Annotated in this window: 21 protein-coding genes; 9 read left to right on the top strand and 12 right to left on the bottom strand. The window is 49.3% G+C overall.

What is annotated here, in order from left to right:
* Positions 1 to 51: 51 nt before the first annotated feature.
* Positions 52 to 264 carry a YejL family protein gene (locus tag J3369_RS09730; RefSeq protein WP_349586115.1) on the top strand — a complete coding sequence of 71 codons (213 nt, stop codon included), beginning with the start codon at positions 52 to 54 and terminating at the stop codon, positions 262 to 264.
* A 12-nt stretch (positions 265 to 276) separates the two neighbouring features.
* Positions 277 to 1794, top strand: a complete 1518-nt coding sequence (locus J3369_RS09725) for a DUF3413 domain-containing protein (protein ID WP_349586113.1) — start codon at positions 277 to 279, stop codon at positions 1792 to 1794.
* A gap of 93 nt (positions 1795 to 1887) precedes the next feature.
* On the opposite strand, the gene J3369_RS09720 is transcribed toward J3369_RS09725, so the two are convergent.
* The 5 genes from J3369_RS09720 to J3369_RS09700 all read right to left on the bottom strand — a co-directional run bounded on the left by J3369_RS09720 (position 1888) and on the right by J3369_RS09700 (position 7605).
* Positions 1888 to 2715 carry a putative RNA methyltransferase gene (locus J3369_RS09720; RefSeq protein WP_349586111.1) on the bottom strand — a complete coding sequence of 276 codons (828 nt, stop codon included), beginning with the start codon at positions 2713 to 2715 and terminating at the stop codon, positions 1888 to 1890.
* A 157-nt stretch (positions 2716 to 2872) separates the two neighbouring features.
* Positions 2873 to 3766, bottom strand: coding sequence for a 3-hydroxyisobutyrate dehydrogenase (mmsB, locus tag J3369_RS09715; protein ID WP_349586109.1), 894 nt, complete (start codon positions 3764 to 3766; stop codon positions 2873 to 2875).
* Positions 3763 to 4962: an enoyl-CoA hydratase/isomerase family protein gene (locus tag J3369_RS09710; RefSeq protein ID WP_349586107.1), complete on the bottom strand. Its 1200-nt coding sequence runs from the start codon at positions 4960 to 4962 to the stop codon at positions 3763 to 3765. The genes mmsB and J3369_RS09710 overlap by 4 nt, the downstream gene beginning before the upstream one ends.
* A complete protein-coding gene (locus tag J3369_RS09705; RefSeq protein ID WP_349586105.1) occupies positions 4949 to 6103 on the bottom strand; it encodes an acyl-CoA dehydrogenase family protein in 1155 nt (384 codons plus the stop codon). Before J3369_RS09705 ends, J3369_RS09710 begins: the two co-directional genes overlap by 14 nt.
* 11 nt (positions 6104 to 6114) lie before the next feature.
* Positions 6115 to 7605 carry a CoA-acylating methylmalonate-semialdehyde dehydrogenase gene (locus J3369_RS09700; protein ID WP_349586103.1) on the bottom strand — a complete coding sequence of 497 codons (1491 nt, stop codon included), beginning with the start codon at positions 7603 to 7605 and terminating at the stop codon, positions 6115 to 6117.
* A 273-nt stretch (positions 7606 to 7878) separates the two neighbouring features.
* Between J3369_RS09700 and J3369_RS09695 the strand changes: the two genes are divergently transcribed.
* Positions 7879 to 9537, top strand: a complete 1659-nt coding sequence (locus tag J3369_RS09695) for a response regulator (RefSeq protein WP_349586101.1) — start codon at positions 7879 to 7881, stop codon at positions 9535 to 9537.
* 3 nt (positions 9538 to 9540) lie between these two features.
* Here J3369_RS09695 and J3369_RS09690 read toward each other — a convergent pair whose 3' ends face one another.
* Positions 9541 to 10401: an NAD(P)-dependent oxidoreductase gene (locus tag J3369_RS09690; RefSeq protein WP_349586099.1), complete on the bottom strand. Its 861-nt coding sequence runs from the start codon at positions 10399 to 10401 to the stop codon at positions 9541 to 9543.
* Positions 10402 to 10545: 144 nt separating this feature from the next.
* Here J3369_RS09690 and J3369_RS09685 point away from each other — a divergent pair, with 144 nt between their 5' ends.
* Positions 10546 to 11031 (top strand): glutathione peroxidase, encoded by a 486-nt coding sequence (locus J3369_RS09685; protein ID WP_119501283.1) that lies wholly within the window; start codon positions 10546 to 10548, stop codon positions 11029 to 11031.
* A 22-nt stretch (positions 11032 to 11053) separates the two neighbouring features.
* The gene (locus J3369_RS09680; protein ID WP_349586240.1) at positions 11054 to 12055 is read left to right on the top strand and encodes a 2-hydroxyacid dehydrogenase; all 1002 of its coding nucleotides are present in this window, start codon (positions 11054 to 11056) and stop codon (positions 12053 to 12055) included.
* On the opposite strand, the gene J3369_RS09675 is transcribed toward J3369_RS09680, so the two are convergent.
* From J3369_RS09675 to sohB, 4 genes are read right to left on the bottom strand one after another with little or no spacing between them, the layout of a single operon-like run.
* Positions 12039 to 12794 (bottom strand): methyltransferase domain-containing protein, encoded by a 756-nt coding sequence (locus tag J3369_RS09675; protein ID WP_349586097.1) that lies wholly within the window; start codon positions 12792 to 12794, stop codon positions 12039 to 12041. The two genes, J3369_RS09680 and J3369_RS09675, sit on opposite strands and share 17 nt — an antisense overlap.
* 23 nt (positions 12795 to 12817) lie before the next feature.
* Positions 12818 to 13579: a Nif3-like dinuclear metal center hexameric protein gene (locus J3369_RS09670; RefSeq protein ID WP_349586095.1), complete on the bottom strand. Its 762-nt coding sequence runs from the start codon at positions 13577 to 13579 to the stop codon at positions 12818 to 12820.
* A 28-nt stretch (positions 13580 to 13607) separates the two neighbouring features.
* A complete protein-coding gene (locus J3369_RS09665) occupies positions 13608 to 14237 on the bottom strand; it encodes a TetR/AcrR family transcriptional regulator (RefSeq protein ID WP_349586093.1) in 630 nt (209 codons plus the stop codon).
* A gap of 14 nt (positions 14238 to 14251) precedes the next feature.
* Positions 14252 to 15280, bottom strand: a complete 1029-nt coding sequence (gene sohB, locus J3369_RS09660) for a protease SohB (RefSeq protein ID WP_349586238.1) — start codon at positions 15278 to 15280, stop codon at positions 14252 to 14254.
* Between the two features lie 325 nt (positions 15281 to 15605).
* On the opposite strand from sohB, the gene J3369_RS09655 reads away from it, so the two are divergent.
* The 3 genes from J3369_RS09655 (at position 15606) to J3369_RS09645 (ending at position 17398) form a co-directional block, all read left to right on the top strand.
* Complete coding sequence (locus tag J3369_RS09655) at positions 15606 to 15836, top strand: bacteriocin, lactobin A family protein (protein ID WP_349586091.1); 231 nt, start codon at positions 15606 to 15608, stop codon at positions 15834 to 15836.
* A gap of 10 nt (positions 15837 to 15846) precedes the next feature.
* Entirely contained in the window at positions 15847 to 16071 is a 225-nt protein-coding gene (locus J3369_RS09650; protein ID WP_349586089.1) for a hypothetical protein, read from the top strand.
* A 202-nt stretch (positions 16072 to 16273) separates the two neighbouring features.
* Positions 16274 to 17398, top strand: coding sequence for a DUF3419 family protein (locus J3369_RS09645; protein ID WP_349586087.1), 1125 nt, complete (start codon positions 16274 to 16276; stop codon positions 17396 to 17398).
* A gap of 97 nt (positions 17399 to 17495) precedes the next feature.
* Here J3369_RS09645 and J3369_RS09640 read toward each other — a convergent pair whose 3' ends face one another.
* Positions 17496 to 20093 (bottom strand): VolA/Pla-1 family phospholipase, encoded by a 2598-nt coding sequence (locus tag J3369_RS09640; protein ID WP_349586085.1) that lies wholly within the window; start codon positions 20091 to 20093, stop codon positions 17496 to 17498.
* Positions 20094 to 20397: 304 nt separating this feature from the next.
* Here J3369_RS09640 and J3369_RS09635 point away from each other — a divergent pair, with 304 nt between their 5' ends.
* Positions 20398 to 21144, top strand: coding sequence for a YciK family oxidoreductase (locus tag J3369_RS09635; protein WP_349586083.1), 747 nt, complete (start codon positions 20398 to 20400; stop codon positions 21142 to 21144).
* A gap of 68 nt (positions 21145 to 21212) precedes the next feature.
* Here J3369_RS09635 and J3369_RS09630 read toward each other — a convergent pair whose 3' ends face one another.
* Entirely contained in the window at positions 21213 to 22121 is a 909-nt protein-coding gene (locus J3369_RS09630; RefSeq protein WP_349586081.1) for a sialate O-acetylesterase, read from the bottom strand.
* Positions 22122 to 22234 lie beyond the last annotated feature (113 nt).

The raw sequence follows: 22234 nt of genomic DNA, 5'->3' as shown, positions 1-22234 counted from the left end.
AATTAAATTCCATTCTTTTTTAGTAAAGAAAACAGTAAAAGAGGCGTTACAATGCCCCAGCAAAGCCGTTATTCCGATTCGGATTTTGAAGCGCTAATGGATAAAGTCATCCTCACACTCGAGGAAAATGAGGCCAGTCGTGATTTACAGCTCATGGTATTGGGCAATGTCATCACGCACATTCTTAATACACAGGTTCCCGCTGCTAACCGCAAAGCCATGGCGGAACAATTCGCTTCGGTATTACAGAAAAGTGTTAACTAACAGGGCTGAATAATGATTTTAGCGGAGTCACCTCGCCGTCAGCGGGTCACACGCCTGGTAAACTGGGGCCACTGGTTCGCGCTGGCTAATATAGCCATCGCCATGATCATCGCCTCAGTATTTATTTTTTCCTCTCCTTCACCGGGTACGGCCTTAGGTGCCTTGTATCTGGTATTTAACTGGTTCGGTCATATTGGTTTTATGACCTTCTCCGGTTTTGTCATATTCATTCTGCCGTTGTGCTACCTGGCGACGAATCCGAGAATTATCAAGTTTGCGGCATCCGCCATCGCGGCAACCGGGCTGGCATTGATGGCGTTTGACGCCCTGCTGTTCAACCGCACAGGCTTTCATTTAAGCTTCAGTTCTGCCGATCTACTGCGCAACGAAGCACAAAATCAAATCAGTCAGTTTGGTTTACAACAGTGGATGTACTTATTACTGCTGTTTGTGGTCTGGCTCGGTTTTCAGCTTGTACTGGCCAATGCGTTATGGAAACGTGTGGAGCGTTTACAGCATCACAAAATCGGTACGCCGGTAACCGGCTTTTTCCTTACCTGTTTTGTCGCCAGCCATGCGATTCATGTGTGGGCTGATGCTGAGTTGTATCAGCCTATCGTGAAACAGGACAATATGTTTCCGTTGTCCTATCCGGCTACGGCAAAAACCACCATGTCCCGCTATGGTCTGCTGGATCTGGAACGCTATAAGGAACGCAAACAGCTGCAGTTTGATCCGCAAATTCATCAGGTGACCTACCCAACGGAACCGGTTTACTGCAATATTGAAGTTGACCGTACCCTGGCTCTGGTCGTGCAAACAGACGATACACCGTTGCCTGACATGCCACAGTTTGATCTCAGAGAAATGAACAACTATTTCTCTACAGCTTCGTCACTGGACGGCTTGATCCTGACTACCCTGTTCGGGGTGCCGGAAATTTACCGCGATACACTGGAACAGAAAAGACCGGTTTTGCTGGCCTTACCCGTGGGTCTGGGCATGCCTGTGTCTATTCACGTCGACGAAGCACTGCCTGCCAGTATGCTTGACGGTTACCGACAGCCTGTCAGTAATAATCATGCCGGATTGCACATTGCCTTCCTGTCGGGTGACAAAATTGCAGATATGCTGAGCGACGATGTGTTTGCGCAAAGTGACGTGATCATTGCCACCGGCTTCTCTGAAGGTGGCGGTACCCGCCGTGGAAAACTGCTTACGACGCTGGATGTAAAAGGCAGTATTGCCAGCACCGAAGATTTAGCGCCTACGGTACTGAATGCATTAGGCTGCGCAGCGCCGGTCCAGTTCTACTCCACCGGACAAAATCTGTTGCAACCACAACGTAACTGGCTGGTGAGTACTTCCGGTGAAAAAGTGGTGGTGCTGCATAATCAGCAAATAATTGAAGTGCTGAGTAACGGCAGCTTTGAAATATCGGACATTGACAGCCGTGAGCGAAGCAACGACCCGTTGAATGTGGATTTACTCAGTCGTGCCATCAAGCACCTGACCCATTTTTCACGGTAAAAACCGTTACCGGATTTATTTCACCTTTCCTGAATAATGGGAATTGGGAATTCAGAAACGCTGCCTTCTCCGGCAGCGTTTTTATTTCGCCTGCTATTTTTGTTTTACCTGCCACAAGGAAACATAAAAATCCGCTTCAACATCTGTCAGTGACCGGCACAATGAGTCCCTGGTTTCCTCATCCAGACGCCAGGCAAACGGTGTCATCTGAAGCAGCGCCTTTCGTTGCGAATCATTTTCAAGAGTGGCCTGCCAGTGAATCCGCTGCCGGCTCAGCAAAGTGAAACCGCGTCTTTCATCAGCGGGCAATTCATGTTCACGGGGGATTTTATAAGCAGCTTTTTTCAGTGCCATCAAATGTGCCGGGCCCGGTGTAACATGAAGTAATAAACCCTGAGGCTTGAGAACGCGGGCAAACCCGTCGTCACGGCCCGGGGCAAAAACCTGAAGCATCAGATCAACCTGACTGTCCTGAACCGGTAAATCAAAACTGCTGGCCACAACAAACTGCGCATCCCGTGGCTGTCTGGCGGCCAAATCCACTGCGCTTTTGGAAATATCACTGCCACTGGCCACCACAGACTTTCCGGCCGCTTCCAGCGCAGATTTAATCACGTGTAAATACGTGCCTTCACCGCAACCTGCATCATAGAGAACAACGGATCCTGACGCGGACATCACTTCGCTTTTTAATACGACTTCGGCCATCTTGTCCATCAACGGCTGATAAATGCGGTATTGATGGAAGGTCTTTCTGGCGTCGAGCATGGCTTTATTGTCGCCGGGATCTTTGCTGCTTTTTTTATGTACAGGCAACAGGTTAACGTATCCCCGCCTGGATACATCAAAACTATGATTGTTGTTACAGCGCCATGTGTTACCGCACACCAGCGGAGACTGACAAATAGGGCATTGCCACATAATGAAAACCTGTTCTGCCTGTGAAAACGCAGGGAATGTAACAGAATGAGGAGGAACTGCAAGGTTCAAAAAGATGAAGCCGGCTGCCCGTTAATGTTACCTTTGAACTAACATTAACGGGACGAGACGGCTTTTCTTAAGGAAGGTAGTACTTTGATCAGATAGTATCTTTACTGAAAAGCGTGAATATACTGGAGAAATCCAGCTCACTGTTCCCTTTGCGCTGATGCATCCGGTAAAGCTGTTGTGCCGCTGACCCCATGGGCAGTGAACTGCCTGTTTTAGCTCCGGTGTCCATTGCCAGGCCAAGATCTTTATTCATCAGTTTGACCATAAAGCCCCCCTGATAAGCATTGGATGACGGTACAGACTCCATCACACCGGGACACGGATTGTATTTCTGCAGGGTCCAGTTGCAACCGGAGCTCTGTAACATAATGTCAGACATGACTTTCGGATCCAGCCCGTTATCGATGGCAAGTTGCAGTGCTTCTGAAGTCCCGGCCATCAGTACAGCCAGCAACATGTTATTGCAAATTTTGGCAACCTGACCGGCACCGGTATCCCCTGCATGAAACAGGTTTTGCCCCATGACATTCAGCAGAGGCGATGCCTGCTCCACCACTTCTGCTTTGCCTCCCGCAATGAAAGTAAGGGTACCGGCTGTGGCGCCGGCAACGCCGCCGGAAACCGGCGCATCGATAAAGCGATGACCCGCCTGCTCCGCTTTATTGCCGGTTTCTCTGGCAGTGTCTGCGTCAATGGTACTGCAGTCGATAAGCAAACAGGATGTGTTCAGTGAAGCCAGTATGCCTGCTTCACCGCAATATAAGCTGCGTACATGGGCCGCAGCCGGCAGCATGGTAATCACCGCTTCAGCCTGCGACACGGCATCAGACACACTTGCCGCTTTACGGGCTCCTGTGTCACACAGCGCATCCATTGCACTTTCCACCAGATCGAAAACCGTCACGTTATATCCGGCTTTAATCAGATTCGCCGCCATGGGCGAGCCCATATTGCCAAGACCTATAAAAGTAATGTTTTTCATATAGATTCTCCCAGTCCGGCCAGCGGGTGACCTGACTGCCAGGGGGATGAGAAGAACGGATCAATGTCTGAATCAGAGACCCCGGCAACGGAGTTAAACCGCCAGCCCGGCTTGCCGTCTTTATCTATCAGCAACGCCCTGATCCCTTCCTGTAATTCGCCGTATTGTGCACAATGGCAGGCCATATTCAGTTCCATCCTGAAACTGTCTGCCAGTGACTGTGTTTTACCTTTCTGAAACTGGCGGTAAAACAGCGCAGCCGTGAGTGGTGAACCGGATGCCAGCGCCTGTTGAGCTTTTAACATCCATTTATCACCACCGGCATCGATAGCTGTAATGGCAGCAACGACGTCCTGTATAGACTGTAGTGAACAAGCTGCATTGATACGTTCAAGCCATGGCGCAATCCGGTCACCGGGCTGACTGTTTTCAGGTGACGCATCTGCTGTACCGGCATTCAGGCTCTTTGCCAGCATACCGGCAACGTCCTCACGGCTGCCTGATTTCCACTCAGTACTTTTCCATTGTGTAATGAGATCAGCCAAGTCGCTGTGGGCACACAAATGATCGGCCAGACCATACTTTACCGCTTCAGCACCATTTACCTGCGCCGCAGTCAGGCCAAGGAACAGGCCGAGTTGACCGGTTAAGCGGGGAAGAAAATAACTGCCTCCCACATCAGGGAATAAGCCAATCGTCACTTCGGGCATGGCAAGGCGGCTTTTGTCCGTCACAACACGGTGAGAAGCGCCCTGCAACAAGCCCATACCGCCCCCCATCACAATGCCGTCGCCCCACACCACAACAGGTTTGGGGTAAGTATGCAGGGTGTAATCGAGTTCGTATTCCACGGTAAAGAAATCACGGATAAACGGCGGAATAGTACCGGGCGCGGATTTCATCGCATGATACATGGAAACGATATCGCCACCGGCACAAAAAGCCTTTTCACCGGCTCCGTCGATAATGATGAACAGCACATCTTCCTGCTGTGCCCATACATTCAGCTGGTTCAGCATGGCTGATGCCATATCAAGATCCAGCGCATTCAGAGACGCCGGCTTATTCAATGTAATGTGCCCTGCTATCCGGCCACAACCGGTGCGGTGTTCATTAATAATAATGCGTTGTTCTGCAGACATGACCTGTCCTTCGAAAGTGCTGATGATGCCCGTTACTGTGTCAGAGAATGTCATTCATTTCACCCATCAGACGGCGGCCAATGATCACACGCATGATTTCATTGGTGCCTTCCAGGATCTGATGCACTCTCACATCTCTTACGTGCCGCTCCAGCGGATATTCTTTAATATAGCCATACCCGCCGTGAATCTGCAGCGCCTCGTTGCACACCATAAACCCGGTGTCTGTGGCAAAACTTTTGGCCATTGCACAATAAGTGGTTTTGTCTTTGTCATTGCAGTCGAGCTTCCAGGCCGCCAGCCTCACCAGTTGCCTGGCTGCCACCAGCTCTGTGGCCATATCGGCCATTTTGAACTGGATAGCCTGAAACGCCCCCACCGGCTTACCGAACTGCTCACGCTCCTGAATATAGGTTGCCGCGGTTTCCAGTGCCTGCTGTGCCGTGCCCACAGAACAGGTCGCAATGTTCACCCGGCCGCCATCCAGCCCCTGCATCGCCAGACGAAACCCTTCACCTTCTGCGCCCAGTAAACTGCTTTCATCCACCAGCACATTATCGAATGTGATCATGCGGGTAGGCTGTGCATTCCAGCCCATTTTTTCTTCGGCTTTGCCGTATATCACCCCTTCGGCCTTCGCCGGTACTACAAAAGCAGATATACCCGACGGACCGGGCCCGCCGGTACGGGCCATGACCACCAGTACATCTGTTGCGCCGGCGCCGGAAATAAATACCTTTGCGCCGTTCAGACGATACCCGTCAGGGGTGCGTTCCGCTTTGGTTTTAAGTGAAGCCGCATCAGAACCGGCGCCCGGTTCGGTAAGGCAATACGACGCCAGTTTTTCTCCGCTCACCAGTGAGTCGCACCAGCTGCTTTTTATCTCCTCTGTGCCATAGGATGCAATCATCCATGTCGCCATATTGTGGATTGTCAGCATGGCCGTAGTGGTAGTGCATCCCATAGCCAGTTGCTCAAAAATCAACGACGAATCCAGCCTCGATAAGCCCAGACCGCCAGCGTCTTCGGGGGTGTATAACCCGCAGAAACCGAGTTCGCCGGCCTTTTTAATGGCCTCAACCGGAAAGTGATGCTCTCTGTCCCACTGCGCGGCAAACGGTGCAAATTCCTGCCTGGCAAACTGACGAGCAGTGTCTGTGAATGCCAGTTGCTCTTCATTTAATGAAAAATCCATCGTCGTCTCCTCTAATCCATGGAAATAGTCAGGTTCGGACCACCCGGAATATCATCATCCAGCCAGCGACTGGTTACCGTTTTGGTTTCGGTATAAAAGCGGATTGCCTGTTTACCGTAAGCATGTAAATCACCGTAAAACGAATTTTTCCAGCCGGTAAACGAAAAGAATGGCAGCGGCACTGGGATCGGCACATTAATTCCCACCTGGCCCACAGTGACTTCACGCTGATACTTTCTGGCCGCTGCACCGCTGTTAGTGAATATGCTGGTGCCGTTGCCATAAGGATTATTATTTACCAGCTTCAGTGCATCCTCCAGAGACTCTGCCCGCATGCAGGACAAGACGGGACCGAAAATCTCTTCCTTGTAGATGGTCATTTCCGGCGTTACGCGGTCAAACACCACCGGACCTACCCAGTTACCCTTTTCACATCCCGGAACAGTAAAGTCAGATCCGTCTGCCAGACATTCTGCGCCTTCTTCTTTACCGGCTTTTATCAGCGATAACACACGTTGTTTTGCTGCTGCAGAGATCAGCGGACCAAAACCGGCTTCGGGGTTATTCCACAAGCCCGGTTTAATTTCACTGATACGTTTAGCCAGCTCAGGGATCCACTTTTCAGACCCGCCCACAAACACTGCAGCAGAAATTGCCATACAACGCTGCCCGGCTGCCCCGACCGATGCACCCACCAGGTTATTCAGAACATGTTCTTTGTTCGCGTCGGGCATGATCACCGTATGGTTCTTCGCACCGGCGAAGCACTGGGCACGTTTGAGGTTGGCGGTGGCAGTTTTGTAAATGTACTGACCAACGGGAACAGACCCCACAAATGACACGGCTTTAATGTCTTCATGATGAAGCAGAACATCAACCTGCTCTTTACCGCCGTGCACCACGTTCAGCACGCCTGCCGGCGCACCGGCTTGCATAAACAACTCTGCCAGGCGGTTAGGCGTCAGCGGATCCTGCTCAGAGGGCTTCAGTACAAAGGTATTGCCGCAGGCAATGGCCAGCGGAAACATCCACAGCGGGATCATGGCCGGAAAATTAAACGGTGTGATGCCGGCGCATACACCCAGCGGCTGAATAAAGCTGGCGGTATCTATGTTACGGGCAACGTTTTCCACCGTTTCGCCCATCATTAAAGACGGCACGTTCATCGCCTGTTCAACCACTTCAATACCGCGCCATACATCACCTTTGGCATCGTCGAAGGTCTTGCCGGTCTCGCTGGCAAGCAATGTCGCCAATTCGTCATGGTGCGCTTTCAGTAACGCCTGGTAACGCATCATCACGCGGGCCCGTTCGGTCACCGGCACATCACGCCAGCTTTCAAACGCCTTTGCAGCACTGGCAACGGCTGCATCCATGTCGTTTTGTGATGCACTGCAAATTTGTGCAATGGGTTCATTGGTGGCGGGGTTGGTAACGACAATCCTGTCTTCTGACTGTCCGTTAACCCATTCCCCGTTTATCAGCATCGGCACCTGTTGCATAGGGTTCTCTTGTTAGTGAATACCCTGTTACCTTAAACAATCACACAGGTTTACGTAAACGTAAACGTAAAACAAACAAAACTATTTTGTAAATATATTGTGACATAAAGGGTATTCTGGGCGACAAACCAGACTACCGGTATACCGGTAAATAATGCCTGCTCCCGGGACTATTATCTTTTCGTATAGATGACGAACCGTCAAAGCGCTGATATATTTATTAAATTCCGGTATGACAAAGTTCGTACTTTCATTACATTACTGGTGCCCTTCATGCCTTACCGTCTGGCGATTATCGAAGACAATGCCACTGCGCGTTCAGCAATAAGAAGCCACCTTTTGCCTGTGGGCGAATTCGAAATCAGCAGTTTCAGTAACGGTGCAGAGCTCAAGTCAGCCCTGCGCCGGCAACACTTTGAAATTATTCTGATGGACTTTCACCTCGGGCAAGGTAAAAACGGTGTGGAATGGGTACATCAACTACGGCAAAGCCAGTTTATCCGGCCCAGTACCGGTATCGTGTTTATTACGGCAGACCGGCTGCCACAAACGGTGGGCCAGATCATCGATGCACAGCCGGATTTGCTGATCATCAAGCCCTACAACATTGCCACCCTTTCACGTGGTCTCAGTCACTACCTCAGTTACCGGAATTATGTCAAACAGGCACTGAATGCACTGGACAATAACGATCCCGCCGGCGCGCTGCAAATTGTGGCTAAACTGAATAATCAGAAAACGCCGGCAAAGCTCAAAAACGATGTGCTGAAACTTCACGCCAGGATCCTGTTTCAGAATGGTCAGTTACTGGCGGCTAAAGCCTTATACGAGTCTGTGCTGGCGCGCTCAGAACGTGTGCTCTGGGCCCAGTGGGGAAAAATAAAATGCGAGTACCTGGCGGGTAACTGGGCAGACTGTAAAGAAGAATTGTCCGATCTGATGACCAATTCACTGGCTCGGGATAAGGCATTTGAGTGGCTCGCCTGTCTGTGTTTTGAACAAGAGGCCTGGTCGCAGGCAGAGTTTTATCTGAACCACATCAAAACCAGTGACTTAAGTGTGCCGGCAACACGATTGAAGTCGTTAACTTATCAAAAGCAGGACAAAGTACTGGAAGGGATCGAACTGCTGCAGAAGAAACGTGATTACAACCGCAGTACCCGGGACAGGTTTAACGAATTCACCTTTGAGCTGGCAGAGTTTTACCTTTCTATCGCGGAAGAGCAGCCAAAATCTAACCGGGACGAAAGCCTGACTCAGGCCCGCCGGCTGGTAGGGATTGCAGGACGTAATCAGAACGATCAGCAACAACTACAGAAGAAAGACTATCTTCTTGCCTTCGCTGCGGTGCTTGAAAATGACCCGGCAAAAGCGGAACAATACCTGACTCACGAACACATGGACATGTTTGTGCGCACTGATCCCGCCACCCTCATCGTGGCCGCCAAAATCAATAATGCGCTAGGCAATACAGAGAAAGCCAAAGACTTACTGGCTATGGCACATGAGAGAAATCATCTGGACGATGATTTGTCTGCGCAGACATTAAATGAAAGCGTACTCACCCGGGCTGAAAAAAGTATGGGGCTGGCCAGTGAAAGAGCGCTGGAGCTGAATGAAACGGGCATGCGGATGTTTACCGGTAAAGATTATGTCCGTGCAATGTATTACTTCTATCAGGCCTTTCAAATGATGCCGGCAACGCAGGCATTCGGACTCAACCTGCTGCAGTGTATGCTAGAATCCCGTCATCACAGTTACCGTAATTACACCGTCGCCACATTACTGGACAAAATTGATACCGGTGCGCTGAATAATGCCAACAGACAACGCTTGCTCAGGTTGAGAAAAGTTGCCGAAGCTGACGCGGCTTACTTTCTGACAGCGACACCGGTAACACCGGCAGACGACACACAAGCCTCTGCCGGCTAGCAGTTATTTAGCGGCTAAACGGGTCAGCAGGCTGGAAGTATCCCAGCGACCACCTCCGGATTTTTGTACATCAGCGTAATATTGATCGACCAGCGCAGTCAGTGCCAGCGTAGAACCGTTCCTGCGCGCCTCATCCAGTGCAATGGCGAGATCTTTACGCATCCAGTCTACGGCGAAACCATAGTCATATTTGCCATCCAGCATGGTCGCTGCACGATTTTCCATTTGCCATGACTGTGCTGCACCTTTTGAAATAACGTCAACCACGGCTGCACAATCGAGCCCTGCCTGCTGACCAAAGTGCAGCGCCTCAGCCAGCCCCTGAACAATGCCGGCAATACAAATCTGATTCATCATTTTGGCCAGCTGTCCGCTACCAGCCTTTCCCAGTAACTGGCTGTGTCTTGCATAGTTGTCCATGACAGGCTTTACCACATCAAACACAGCTTCATCTCCGCCGGTCATAATAGTAAGCTGGCCGTTTTCAGCGCCGGCCTGTCCACCGGATACCGGGGCATCAAGAAAACCCAGTTGTTTCGCTTTGCAGGTTTCCCACAACGTGCGCGCCACATCTGCTGACGCCGTTGTATGGTCTACCAGAGTGGCACCGGCATCCATCGCCTCTGTTGCCTGACCGGCGACGTCCATAACGTCATTGTCATTACCGACGCACATAAATACGATTTCAGCACCACGAACTGCAGCCGCTACAGCAGGCTCAAAAGACCCGCCATACTCTTTCACCCAGGCCTCTGCCTTAGCAGTAGTGCGGTTGTAAACTGTTACGTCAAATCCTGCTTTTTGCAGATGCCCTGCCATGGGGTAGCCCATGACACCAAGTCCAAGAAACGTTAATTTTTTCACAGGTTACCTATTCTCCGTGTGGCTGCAAAAGTGATAACAAGCCGGTCAAAGAAACCGACTGTACCGAAACCGGCTGAATAATAACAAATTTCATGCTAAAAGTAGCTTTTGACCGCGTTTCACATGCCGTAAAGGATTAACTCTATGTCTTCAATTTATGATTATACCGTCACATTAAACACCGGCGAAACGCTGGCGCTCAGTAAATTGAAGGGCTTCGTCATTGTCTTTGTTAACACGGCAAGCCGGTGCGGATTTACGCCTCAGTATGAAGGTCTCGAAAAGCTCTTTCTCCGGTATGAGCCTCACGATTTAATGATTATCGGTTTTCCCTGTAATCAGTTCGGTAGCCAGGAACCCGGCAGTGATGACGATATTAAACAGTTTTGCGAACTCAACTACGGTGTATCCTTTCCCATCTCGGCTAAGATAGACGTGAACGGACCGGACGAAGATCCCTTGTTTACTTATCTTAAAAATGAAGCCAGGGGCGTGCTTGGCTCTAAGGCAATTAAATGGAATTTTACCAAGTTTGTTGTTGATCGTGACGGTAAGGTTCGTGGACGCTATGCGCCGGTAACCAAACCCGACGCACTGCAAAAAATTATTGACCCGATCATACGGGAATAGACGGAGCATAATATTCATGACCATACAAATGGGTATATTCAGTTGCCAGCCCTTTGATGAGGCGTCAATCAGCAAACTGGCCGGCGGGGATGTCCATCTGCACTGCTTCCCTGCCCGTCTGGATGAGAACACCGTGCCACTGTGCGACGGTCTCGACGCTGTTTGCGTATTTGTAAATGACACGGTAAATGCCGTTGTATTGGAGAAATTACAGGCGTCAGGGGTGAGTCATATTGCTCTGCGCTGTGCGGGATATAACAATGTGGATTTGGAGGCGGCGAAACGTTTGGGGCTCGCGGTGTCGCACGTGCCGGCTTATGCACCTGAAGCGGTTGCAGAACATGCAGTAGCATTGATGCTGACGTTAAACAGGCGTATGCATAAAGCATACAACCGGGTTAAAGAAGGTAATTTTGACTTAAACGGCTTGCTGGGCTTCAACATGGCCGGAAAAACCACAGGTATTATAGGCACCGGTCATATAGGCCGTGCCACTGCACGAATCCTATTGGGTTTCGGCTGTGAAGTATTATGCTACGACCCGGCTCCTGACCGTCAGTTGCAGGATGCCGGGGCACGATTTGTCACCCTGGAAGAGTTGTTGTCCCGCTCACATATCATCAGTTTACATTGTCCTCTGAACCAACATAGTTATCATATGATCAACGAAGAGAGCATCAGTAAAATGCGTGATGGTGTGATGCTGATCAACACCTCAAGGGGTGGTCTTGCCGACACGCAGGCGTTAATAAACGGGTTAAAGTCGCACAAAATCGGCTATCTGGGACTTGATGTCTATGAAATGGAATCGGAATTGTTTTTTAAAGACCATTCCTGTGAAATTATTCAGGACGATGTTTTTGAGCGTTTATCCACGTTTCACAACGTTATGATCACCGGCCATCAGGGCTTTTTTACTCAGGAAGCACTGGGACAGATTGCACAAACCACGCTGAGCAATGTGGCAGCCTGTGCAAACGGCACCATGGATACCACAACCTTTCTGGTTAAGCCGGCTTGCTGATCAGCAAATGCATGTACTTGCCGAGCCGGCAAAACGGCTCGGTATTCATATATTGTCTTTCCAGTGCAACAAGCTCTTCAAACTGACTGTCGCTGAGATGTCTCTCTCTCATGTAGTCATGAAAACAGCGGATGCCGCTTAACGACTTTACTTCCATGCCGGCTTCTTCAACACAGCGGATTACGCCTGCAGGGACAAGCGGATTCTGCGGATTCAGTCTGACCTGATTTTTGACTTTCATGCCTTTGGCAATGTAATCAAAATTTCCATATACAGCATTACCAAATAACGCCGCATCGCGGTTAAAAAAGGTCAGACTCAGCAGCGCCCCCGGGCGCATGTTAAGACAGATTTCCGAAAGGGTTTCTAGCGGACTGGCGAGCCATTCAAGAACAGCATGACAGATAACCACATCATAGCGCTGAAGATCGGTTTCAGACTGAATAGTGCCTTTTCTGAACGTCACATTTTCCACACTGCCCAGATATTCCTGAGCCAGCACAAGTACATCTGCAGACGCATCCACCAACGTGACATCATGACCCATCTGTGCAACTTCACGGGTCATGATGCCCGTCCCGCCGCCCAGATCAATTACCTTGCTGACCGGCAACTTCTCAAGGAGAGGTTTAAGGATATCAAGTAACAAAAGATGCCGCAGACGGCCCTTGGTCGTGCCGTAGATGTTGCTTGCGAATTTATCTGCGATACCATCAAAATACTGGTCGGTGGATTTCATAAGTCGTTTCTTTGCGCCGGAGATCAGGCAGGGTTATCAATATCGATGAAATCAACAGTGATGTCGAAAGAGGAAGACAACCACTCTCCTACCGCTTTAATACCGTAGCGCTCTGTAGCATGATGACCGGCAGCAAAAAAGTGAATGCCGAGTTCACGGGCAACATGTATGGTCTGTTCAGAGACCTCACCGGTAATAAACGCATCTGCGCCCATTGCAACCGCCTTCTCTATATATCCCTGACCGCCGCCCGTACACCATGCGAAGGTTTCCAGCCGGTCACCGGCGTCTCCTTCATGCAGTACAGACCTGCCGAGTTTATTTTCAAGACGGGCTTTAAATTCTGAAGCCAGAACAGGTTCGCTGCTCTCACCGGTATAGATGATCCCCTCGGGCTTCACGCCTTTCGCAGGAGCCAGATTGCTGAGTTCCATCAAACTGCCAAGTTGTACGTTATTGCCGCAACTGGCGTGAATATCTACCGGCAGATGATAGGCGATAAGATTGATGTTATTGGCGAGCAATGTACGGATACGCTTTCCCTTCATGCCGGTGATTACGGGGTCTTCCCCTTTCCAGAAATAACCGTGATGCACAAGGATAGCGTCTGCTTCCCGGCGGACGGCTTCATCAATCAGTGCCTGTGAGGCTGTTACACCGGTAATGACTTTACGGATCCGGTCAGCACCCTCAACCTGCAAGCCATAAGGACAATAATCCTGAACATCCTGAGGGCGTAATAATGTGTCCAGCGCACAGACCAGCTCATGTCTGCTGATTGCCATACCATTCTCCTGAAATAAGCGGTGTAACTCAGACCTGAGGGCCGGCGATACCTTGTGAAACGAAGGGAACAAGATGAAGGATCACGGCTTTAATATCCACTTTCTGGTTAAAATCTGCTTCCGCGATTTCTGTCAGTGCCCGGCTGGATGCCATGGAAAAAACAAAGCTGCCGATGGCGAAATGCAGACGCCAGAATAGTTCATCATCTTCTACGTGGGGTAAACAGGCATGTAAGGCCATCATCAGTTTAGCTACCGTACTGCCGTAGTCATGCATGATGAAACGGCGAAGATGTCCCTGAGTTTCGTTGTAGCCCCTGCCCAGTAGCTGGACAAACAGTGCAGTACCTTCAGGGCGGATATCCGACAACGTCATCATGGGCGGAACCAGGGAAAGCAAAAGACTTTCCACACCGTCCGCACCGGTCTCTGTGCCGGTGCTGCTCAGGACATCATCAATTTGTGGCATCAATACATCAAAATAGCGCTTCAGCACTGCCTGAATCAGATTTTTTTTACTGCCAAAGTGATAATTTACCGACGCCAGATTCACATCTGCGCGGGCGGTAATTGCACGCATGGAAGTTTGTGCATAACCCTGTTCAGCAAACAGGGTTTCAGCTGCATCCAGAATACGTTTTTTAGTATCTTTCGCCATGTGAAATCAGCAGATCAGAACCAGTGGCGGGATTTGGACAACAGGCGCATCACAGTGCTTTCTGCTGCTGCAGATACTGAGATCCCTAATTTCTCTGCCATGCTTTTCTTTGTCGCATATTTCACTGCAAAGATTTCACGGGCCGGATGGTGAGAAAGAATGTAGTCATCAGAGGTCATGATGTCATCTACCAGTCCCATCTCCTTCGCTTCACTGCCCAGCCATACTTCGCCGGTAGCCACTTTTTCAATATCCAGTGTTTCACGTTGAGACTTCACCCAGTCTTTAAACTGAACATGGATGTTTTCCAGATCTTTTCTGAATTTTTCACGGCCTTCTTCAGTGTTTTCGCCAAACACCGTTAACGTACGTTTGTAATCACCGGCAGTATGTTGCTCAAACTCAATGTCATGCTTTTTGAGCAGTTTGTTCACATTAGGGATCTGCGCCAGCACGCCAATTGAACCGATATAAGCGAACCGGGCTGAGAGCAACGTATCCGCCACACAGGCCATCATGTAGCCACCGCTGGCAGCTACTTTATCAACTGCTACCGTCAGCTTGATGCCTTTCTCTTTAATGCGCTGCAATTGTGACGCTGCCAGACCATAACCATGAACAACGCCACCGCCACTTTCCAGCCTGACCAGCACTTCATCCTGCTTTTGTGCCACACACAGTACAGCAGTCACTTCCTCACGAAGACGCTCAACTTCATGGGCATCCATGGAACCGGTAAAATCGATAACAAAAAGACGTGAAGCTTCTTCATCCTCTTTTTTATCTTTATCTGATTTAGCCTTTTTGCCTTCTTTTTTCTGTTCTTTCGCCAGCTTTTTCATAGCGGCTTTATCCAGCAGAACAGAACGGGCGTAATGTTTAATATCGTTCAGTTGCTCTGTCAGAGACACGATTTCAAGGTGCCCTTTTCCGGGCTTCTGCCGGCTGGCACTGGCGACGATAGCAATAAGTACTACCACTATGGCTACTACCAGCGTCACGGCTTTAGCCAGAAATAATCCGTATTCGTACAAAAACTCCAACATGTTCTCCTGATTATTATTCTGTGCGGCAAGTATCGTCATGCCAGACCCGGACAAATGATTAAAAAATGCCCGTTAAACAGCGGCATAGTGTAGCAGCGTTTACGCACGCTGACGACAGCTGGATTCATCTGGCCCGTGCGATATGGAAATTAATGCATTTATACTGATTAAACTGTTTACAAATATCGATATGCTATACCTGTACCGGCCCGGGTTTAGCGTTATTTACCGTCTTCAGATCAGCTTCATTTCGTTCTTATATTAGTTACTTTGTCGTAGCTGGATTTTCCAGTTTTCAATTTTAACGATAAGGAAATTGTATATGAAAGTTTTGAAACCTGAAGATTTGCAACTGGTTAATGGAGGCAGCGATACACTTGCATGGTCAATCACCGGAGCAACCGCTGGTACAGGTATTGGTTCAGGTGCCGGTACTCTTGCAGCAGTGATGAATGGTGCTTTGACAGGAGCGAGTTGGGGGAGATGGGGCGGATTTATCGGACTGGCTGCCGGTGCAGTATTAGGTGCCGGATATGGCTATTTATCGGCTTGAGGAGAAAACAATGAACGAATTAAATCAAAGGGAAATTAACTTAGTTGGCGGTGGAGAAATGAGCCTCACTGAAACAGCAGTCGTTGGTGGCCTTAGTGGTTTCGGAGGAGGTATGTCGTTAGGAGCTACTGTTGGAGCTGTTGGCGGGCCCCCGGGTATTCTCATAGGCGGTTTGATAGGTGGCATGTTAGGTACAATTACCGGAACTTACTCCGCTTTTGTTCTTTCGATGTGATGAATATGAAAACGCATAAATCTTTTTTCCAGGTTTGCGCCGTCGGGGCCATTGCAGCGATTTCAGGGATATTGCCAATACCATTGGCACTTAAAGGAATTATCGTCTGCGCGTCATTAATAGCCTTACTATTCATCAAACCGGAGAAAGAGGAATAATACAAACGGAGGCTTGTCTGCCCCTGTCTCTTCAGGAGAAAACCGTGAAGTTTGAATACACCTTTGCGAATGAAGATAGTTACACTGAACAAAGTTTGTTACCCAAACAATCTGAGCACGTATTAGCTATTGCCGGCAGTGGTTCAAGAGTCATACCGTTGTTCGCTAAAATGCCTGAAAAGCTGACCTGTATAGATTCATCTCAACAGCAGCTTGCTCTAACAGAGTTCAGGATAGAAGCCCTGAGAGCACTTGAATACGTTGAGTTTTGCAAGCTTTTGGGATATCAGTATGCGCAGCCCGATGAACGAAAAAAGCTGTTTGAGAAATTATCACTTACCACTCAGACAGAAAAAAGCTTAGGCGAATTTTTCCGCAGAACAGGATGGCAAAGTTTGTTGTTCTCAGGCGCCTGGGAATTAAAACTGGCAAACTCTGCACGTTTATTTCGCCTCAGTTATCCAGACTTAAGTAAAAAACTGATTAACTGTGACTCCCTTGAAAGCCAAAAGCTTCTCTATTTGTCATTGAGACGAAAACTAAAACTAATGGCTTTTTTTCTGACCCTATCAGTTACTTTAACGGTGCTGTTAAAGAAACTCATGCTGAGAAGAACTCATCTTTCATGGTCCTCACCCGGGCATTTTTACCGCTTTTTTACCCAGTCAATAAGTCATGCTTTTGAGAACTTTCTGATCAAAAACAATTTCTACTACAGCGCACTTTTAACAGGTTCTTACAAAAGCAACCAGGCGCCTACTGCAGAAATTGACGGGAAATATTTCAGTCTTTGTAAGAAGGCAGCGAAAGCTTGCAGGATTACATACATAAACTCCGATATCATTGAGCATTGTGAGAAAGCACATAACAAATATAACTTTATCTCATTGTCTAATGTGCCGGATTATCTGAAAGAAAGTGACAGTCATAATTTCATGAACAGTCTGGAAAAATCGCTCACAGAGAACGGTATTCTGGTTTATCGCAGAAGTATTACCTCTCAGTCCCATTCCGCACTTCGCAGACTTATCAGCGTTTCAGAAGAATTTGCTCCGGTGATCAGGCGTGACACAACCCCCTTCTATAACATCTACATTTATCGTAAGACCGGCCCGAAAGACTTTAAAAACGAATTACTACATCAACCCCTGATACCTGAATATGCTTAAAGTCGTTTATCTTTGTCTTTGATAATAAAAGACCCCCTTTGGAAACTTCTTCCGCAGGGGGTCTTTGCTGACAGCCGACGATTACGTCGCTGTGAAGTTAGTTTTGCACCACTGAAGTATCGGTAATGGGCAGTACTGTTGCACCCGTAGACATGTAACCCGCCACTTCTTTTTGCATTTCAGTGGTAGCCGCAGCACTGGCTTCCGGGCTCAGGCTGGATGCATGAGCACCTTCTGTGAACAGTACAATACCGCTTACCGGATCGCCGGTGGCAGTGCTGCTGACCTGCTCCAGTCCGGCTAAGGCTGAAAATGGCAGCTGGCCAGCCAGTGGCAGCGCTGTAGATACCGGAATCACCTGATCCGGTAAATTATCCGCACCGTCACCCACCACAGTCATCATATGTACCGGCGTGTTTGACGCCAGTGTAGCGGCATAGTTGTTTGCATCACCTGCATCCAGAACCGTCTGCGCGGCGAACGCGAATTGATTCAGTACAGACTGCACTTCCGCCATCTGTGCATCAGTGAGGTTCGCAAGGAACACTTCCACCGCGGCAACAAGCTGCGCCTGAGTGACATCAGTTGTTTCGTACAATTGCACTAACAACGCCTGAAACTCTTCGGAAGACTGAGATAACAACAGCCCCTGGATCAGAGGACCAAAGGTTGGCGACTCAATCAGGAACTGAGCCAGACCGCCTCCCGGAGACTCCAGAGATGCTGCCTGCACGCTATACATGCCGTCCAGCGCTGCCAGTTCGTCACCCATTGTGCTGTTAGTTACTGCGGCAAATTCAGCCCCGGTAATCGCACCTAAAGACACGCCCATGAAGTAAACACGGCTTAAGTCAAACGATGCTGCGCCGCCGGTTGTCTGATCGTTCACTGCGTTCAGACCAAGACGTAATCCCAGCATATCAGAAACACTCTGACGGACGTTATCCCGTGCAGTTGGCAGTGATTGCAGATTCATGTAATGAGTCGCGCTGACCGTAGTCGCATTGATGTCGTCGGTACCGTCACCATTCACGTCAAAACCACGACTACCATGTAGCGGGTGGTCAATGGCGACGGTGGCTATTCCCGCCAGTGACAGCGCCCCGGTAATCGCCAGCATATCTTCTTTTTTACTGGTGATACCGTGCATCAAAATAGCCACAGGCCAGCCGGCTTCAGGCTGAGCGATGGGGAAACCTAACGCTCCGGCTACGGTAGCATTGGGCACGGTTACCTGTACATCCAGTGAAGGAAAGGCCTGAGTTTGCGGTACAGGGTTGAATTTTGTGATATTGCGGGCTGAGTCCAGCATCGCTTCCCCGATGCGTAAATCAGCAAGGCCTAGCTGATCACACAAGGTGAAGTTCGGACCGGGCGTAGCCGAAGCAAGTACCTCATCAGGTGCACCCGCCAGTACAATACCGCTGTCACAGGCCGCTTCCCAGAAACCGGTAGTCGGTGCCAGCGGGTTTTCGGCGGAAGGCACAGGCAGATAATACGGCAATGACACAGAGCCTTCATAATGAGACGCGGCGCAGAACGGGCCTGCCTGAGCAAGAATGCCGGTAGAGACACCCACGGCGAAATCATTTAATCCGCCCCAGGTAGCAGACAGCTGACCTGACACAGTACCCAGCAATCCGGCGCAGGTTTGTAACGGTGCGAAACCTCCGGCATCCAGTGTGGCTTCAATAGTTGGAATGAATGCTGCGGCGGACTCCGGTAAGGCATTGATGCCCAGTTGAACCGCACCGGCAAGGGTTGCATCATCGACCAGATCCAAAGCTTCCATCGCATTGGTGGCACCTTCAGGGTCGTTTACAGTAATAACCGGCAGCGCGGCAGCCGCTGTAGGGTCACCTGCGGCAAAACGGGCAGCAAATTCAGCCACCATCACTTTTTTCAATGATTGCAGGGCGATGTCTGTGCTCTGGGTTGTGAAAGCAGAGACATAGGAAATGTCTTCACGGTCATAGCCCATTTCAATCAGAGGATCGACCAGCGAGTTGACCAGCGTTTGCAACTGCAACTGAGCGTCGGAAGAAAGCGGTAATGTATTGATGTCCTGACGAACCAGTTCCCATGATGTGGAACCCATTACGCCGTTCCCCTCACTGTCTTTCAAATCTGTTGTCATCACCAGCATATAGCCGTGTGCCGGTTTCAATGGCTTCAGGGGAACAACGGAAATAGTATCGCCGTCCACCAGCGAAAGCACAAAATCAGTGCCGTACTGTAACTGGTTACCGACTTTACAACCGGAGGACGGTATTGCGGCCCCCGCACAATCAGGATCACTCTGGTCAAGCCCCAGCGTTGCTTCGTACAGCATGACACCAGCAGATAATGTTGACTCATCCAGTGTTACCCCTGACGGTGTTGTCACGTCGATAACAAAAGGATGTTGGGTTGACCAGCCGTCCAGCACGTTGAGTGCGTTTTGCGGATCAGTAAAATCTGTCGGGTCATCTACCGGAATGTTCAGTGTATAGTCGAAGAAGCCGTCATCACCCGGCAGCATGAGCAGATCGTTAGGTATGTTAAGCACGCCGTTAGACGGATCAAAAACGACACGAGAGAAAGGCTTCTGAACGGGCGTTCCGGACTCAATGTCCTCCAGCGTTTCGTTGGAGCCACCGCAACCCGTTAAACCCAGTGCCAGAGCAACACTGGTACTGATAAAGAGTTTTCTCATTTTTTCTCCCTAATAAAAGGCTTTGTTGTTATTGTCTGTTTTACAGTCAAGGCAATGTAAATGCTTGTTTCAATCCACCTGATGACAAGTGGTAACACACATTTCAAACAAGTATGACCAGTTGGTTGTAGCTTAATATTATGGTCATTACCCGAATTTTGCAAAGGTTTGTTAACTTTTCGTAAATTAATTTTACGCCACTAAAATCTGTTGAGAATTATAGGGCTAGATATTTACAACCACCGGGAGCTGAGTATCATCAAGCCTCACTTTGTCCATAGTTAACAGATCAAGGTTAGACCCTATGCCGAATCTCTACCAGGCACCTGCCGGACTTCTCAAAGAAAAAACCATACTCATCACCGGTGCCGGCGCCGGAATTGGTGCAGAAGCTGCCACGACGTTTGCAGCTTACGGGGCTACCTGTATTTTATTAGGTAAAACCGTCTCAAAGCTGGAACAGGTCTACGACCGTATTGTAAAAAATGGCGGACCACAGCCCGCCATTGTCCCTCTTGATTTGAAGGGTGCAACACTGAAAAACTATCAGGACATGGCACAAACCATTACTGACCAGTTCGGAAAACTTGATGGTGTACTGCACAATGCATCAATGCTTGGCCACTTAAGTGCCTTCGGCGATATTCCTGAGCAGGAATGGATGGATGTTATGCAGGTTAATGTAAACAGTGCTGCGGTGATGACGCAGGCGCTGATCCCCGTACTGCGTAAAGCGCCTTCTGCTTCGGTTATTTTTACCAGCTCAGGCGTCGGGAAAAAAGGCCGTGCGTTCTGGGGCACCTATGCCGTGTCTAAATTTGCCACCGAAGGTATGATGCAGGTGCTGGCATCCGAATTTGAAAACCGTGGCCTGCGATTTAATTGCATTAATCCCGGCGCTACCCGCACTGCCATGCGCGCCAGTGCATACCCGGCAGAAAATCCTGACACATTAAAAACTCCGGCTGATCTGATGCCGGCGTATCTGTATCTGATGGGTGATGACAGTCTGAATGTGAATGGTCAGTCAATTGACTGTCAGCCGAAATAAGGTTTATTGCTTATAAATACAAAACGGGGGAGCGTTACGCTCCCCGTTTTCCATGCGCCATCCAACGCTTACCGCTGACCACAGGTTTGCTGCAATTTAAGCATGGCAGCTGCGAATTCTTCGCCCAGATGGACATATCCTTCACTTTGATAGTGCCATCCGTCATCCAGATGCGTCTCTTTGTCCAGAGTTGTCACATAAGCCGCACACACATCATTTTCCACAAAAGCCTTCTGTCCCTGCTGAACAATTTTATGATAATTCATGCGCATGCCGTCTGCTTCATCCATACCCGAATCGGTAATTTTTCCAATCACGACAGGTAAATCATCATCCCGTAAGGCCGCTCTTATCAGTGCCATCAGCTCTTTTAAATTAGCCTGATACGCGGCTGCAAGCTCTTTCGTTTCTGCCGCATCAGATTCACCCTGCATCCACACAATACCAGCCGGCACAAGGTTATCGATTTCACCGTCAAGATCGATATCAACTGGAGAAAATGCATTGCGGATAGTCGTGAGGAAGTGGTCGAATTGATTAACACCGGTGTTCTCCCTATAAAAAGGATACCAGCTGCCGTGGCCAACCCCTTCAGCAATCGCCGAGCCTCCTTTGGCGTACTTTATAATGGCAAAGGGCTGGTTATTGTTCAGTGAATAGAGTTGATGACCAAATGAAACTTCCGGACCAAACTTGTCACTGTACAGGCTCACCCGGCCATTAGATTTAAAACCCTTACCCGTACCGGTCTGCAGTGGTGCCCAGACACCTTTACCACCGGTAAGATCATCATCTGAAACCGCATTGCCGGCAAACATATAAATATTGTCAGCAGGTTTACTATAAAGAGGTTCAAGATCTTTACTGACGCCGTATCCCTGCATATTGGATTGTCCGCCGAGAAAGTACACCGGAAAGGTTGCCGGCATGGCTGAGAAAGACAAAAGTGAAGTGAGTGCCAGAATTCCCCGTTTCATGATGATCCCTGCTATGAACTGTTTTTTACAGATTACGCAACACTACGGCCAGCATCAATGAGAAATACGCATAAAAAAACCGCAGATAAACTGCGGTTTTAAATAAGAAACTT

It is taken from the genome of Alteromonas sp. NFXS44 (assembly GCF_040148705.1).
Lineage (GTDB): Bacteria > Pseudomonadota > Gammaproteobacteria > Enterobacterales > Alteromonadaceae > Alteromonas.
Note: the sequence above shows the minus strand (reverse complement) of the source record. Positions and strands in the feature narration are given on the sequence as shown.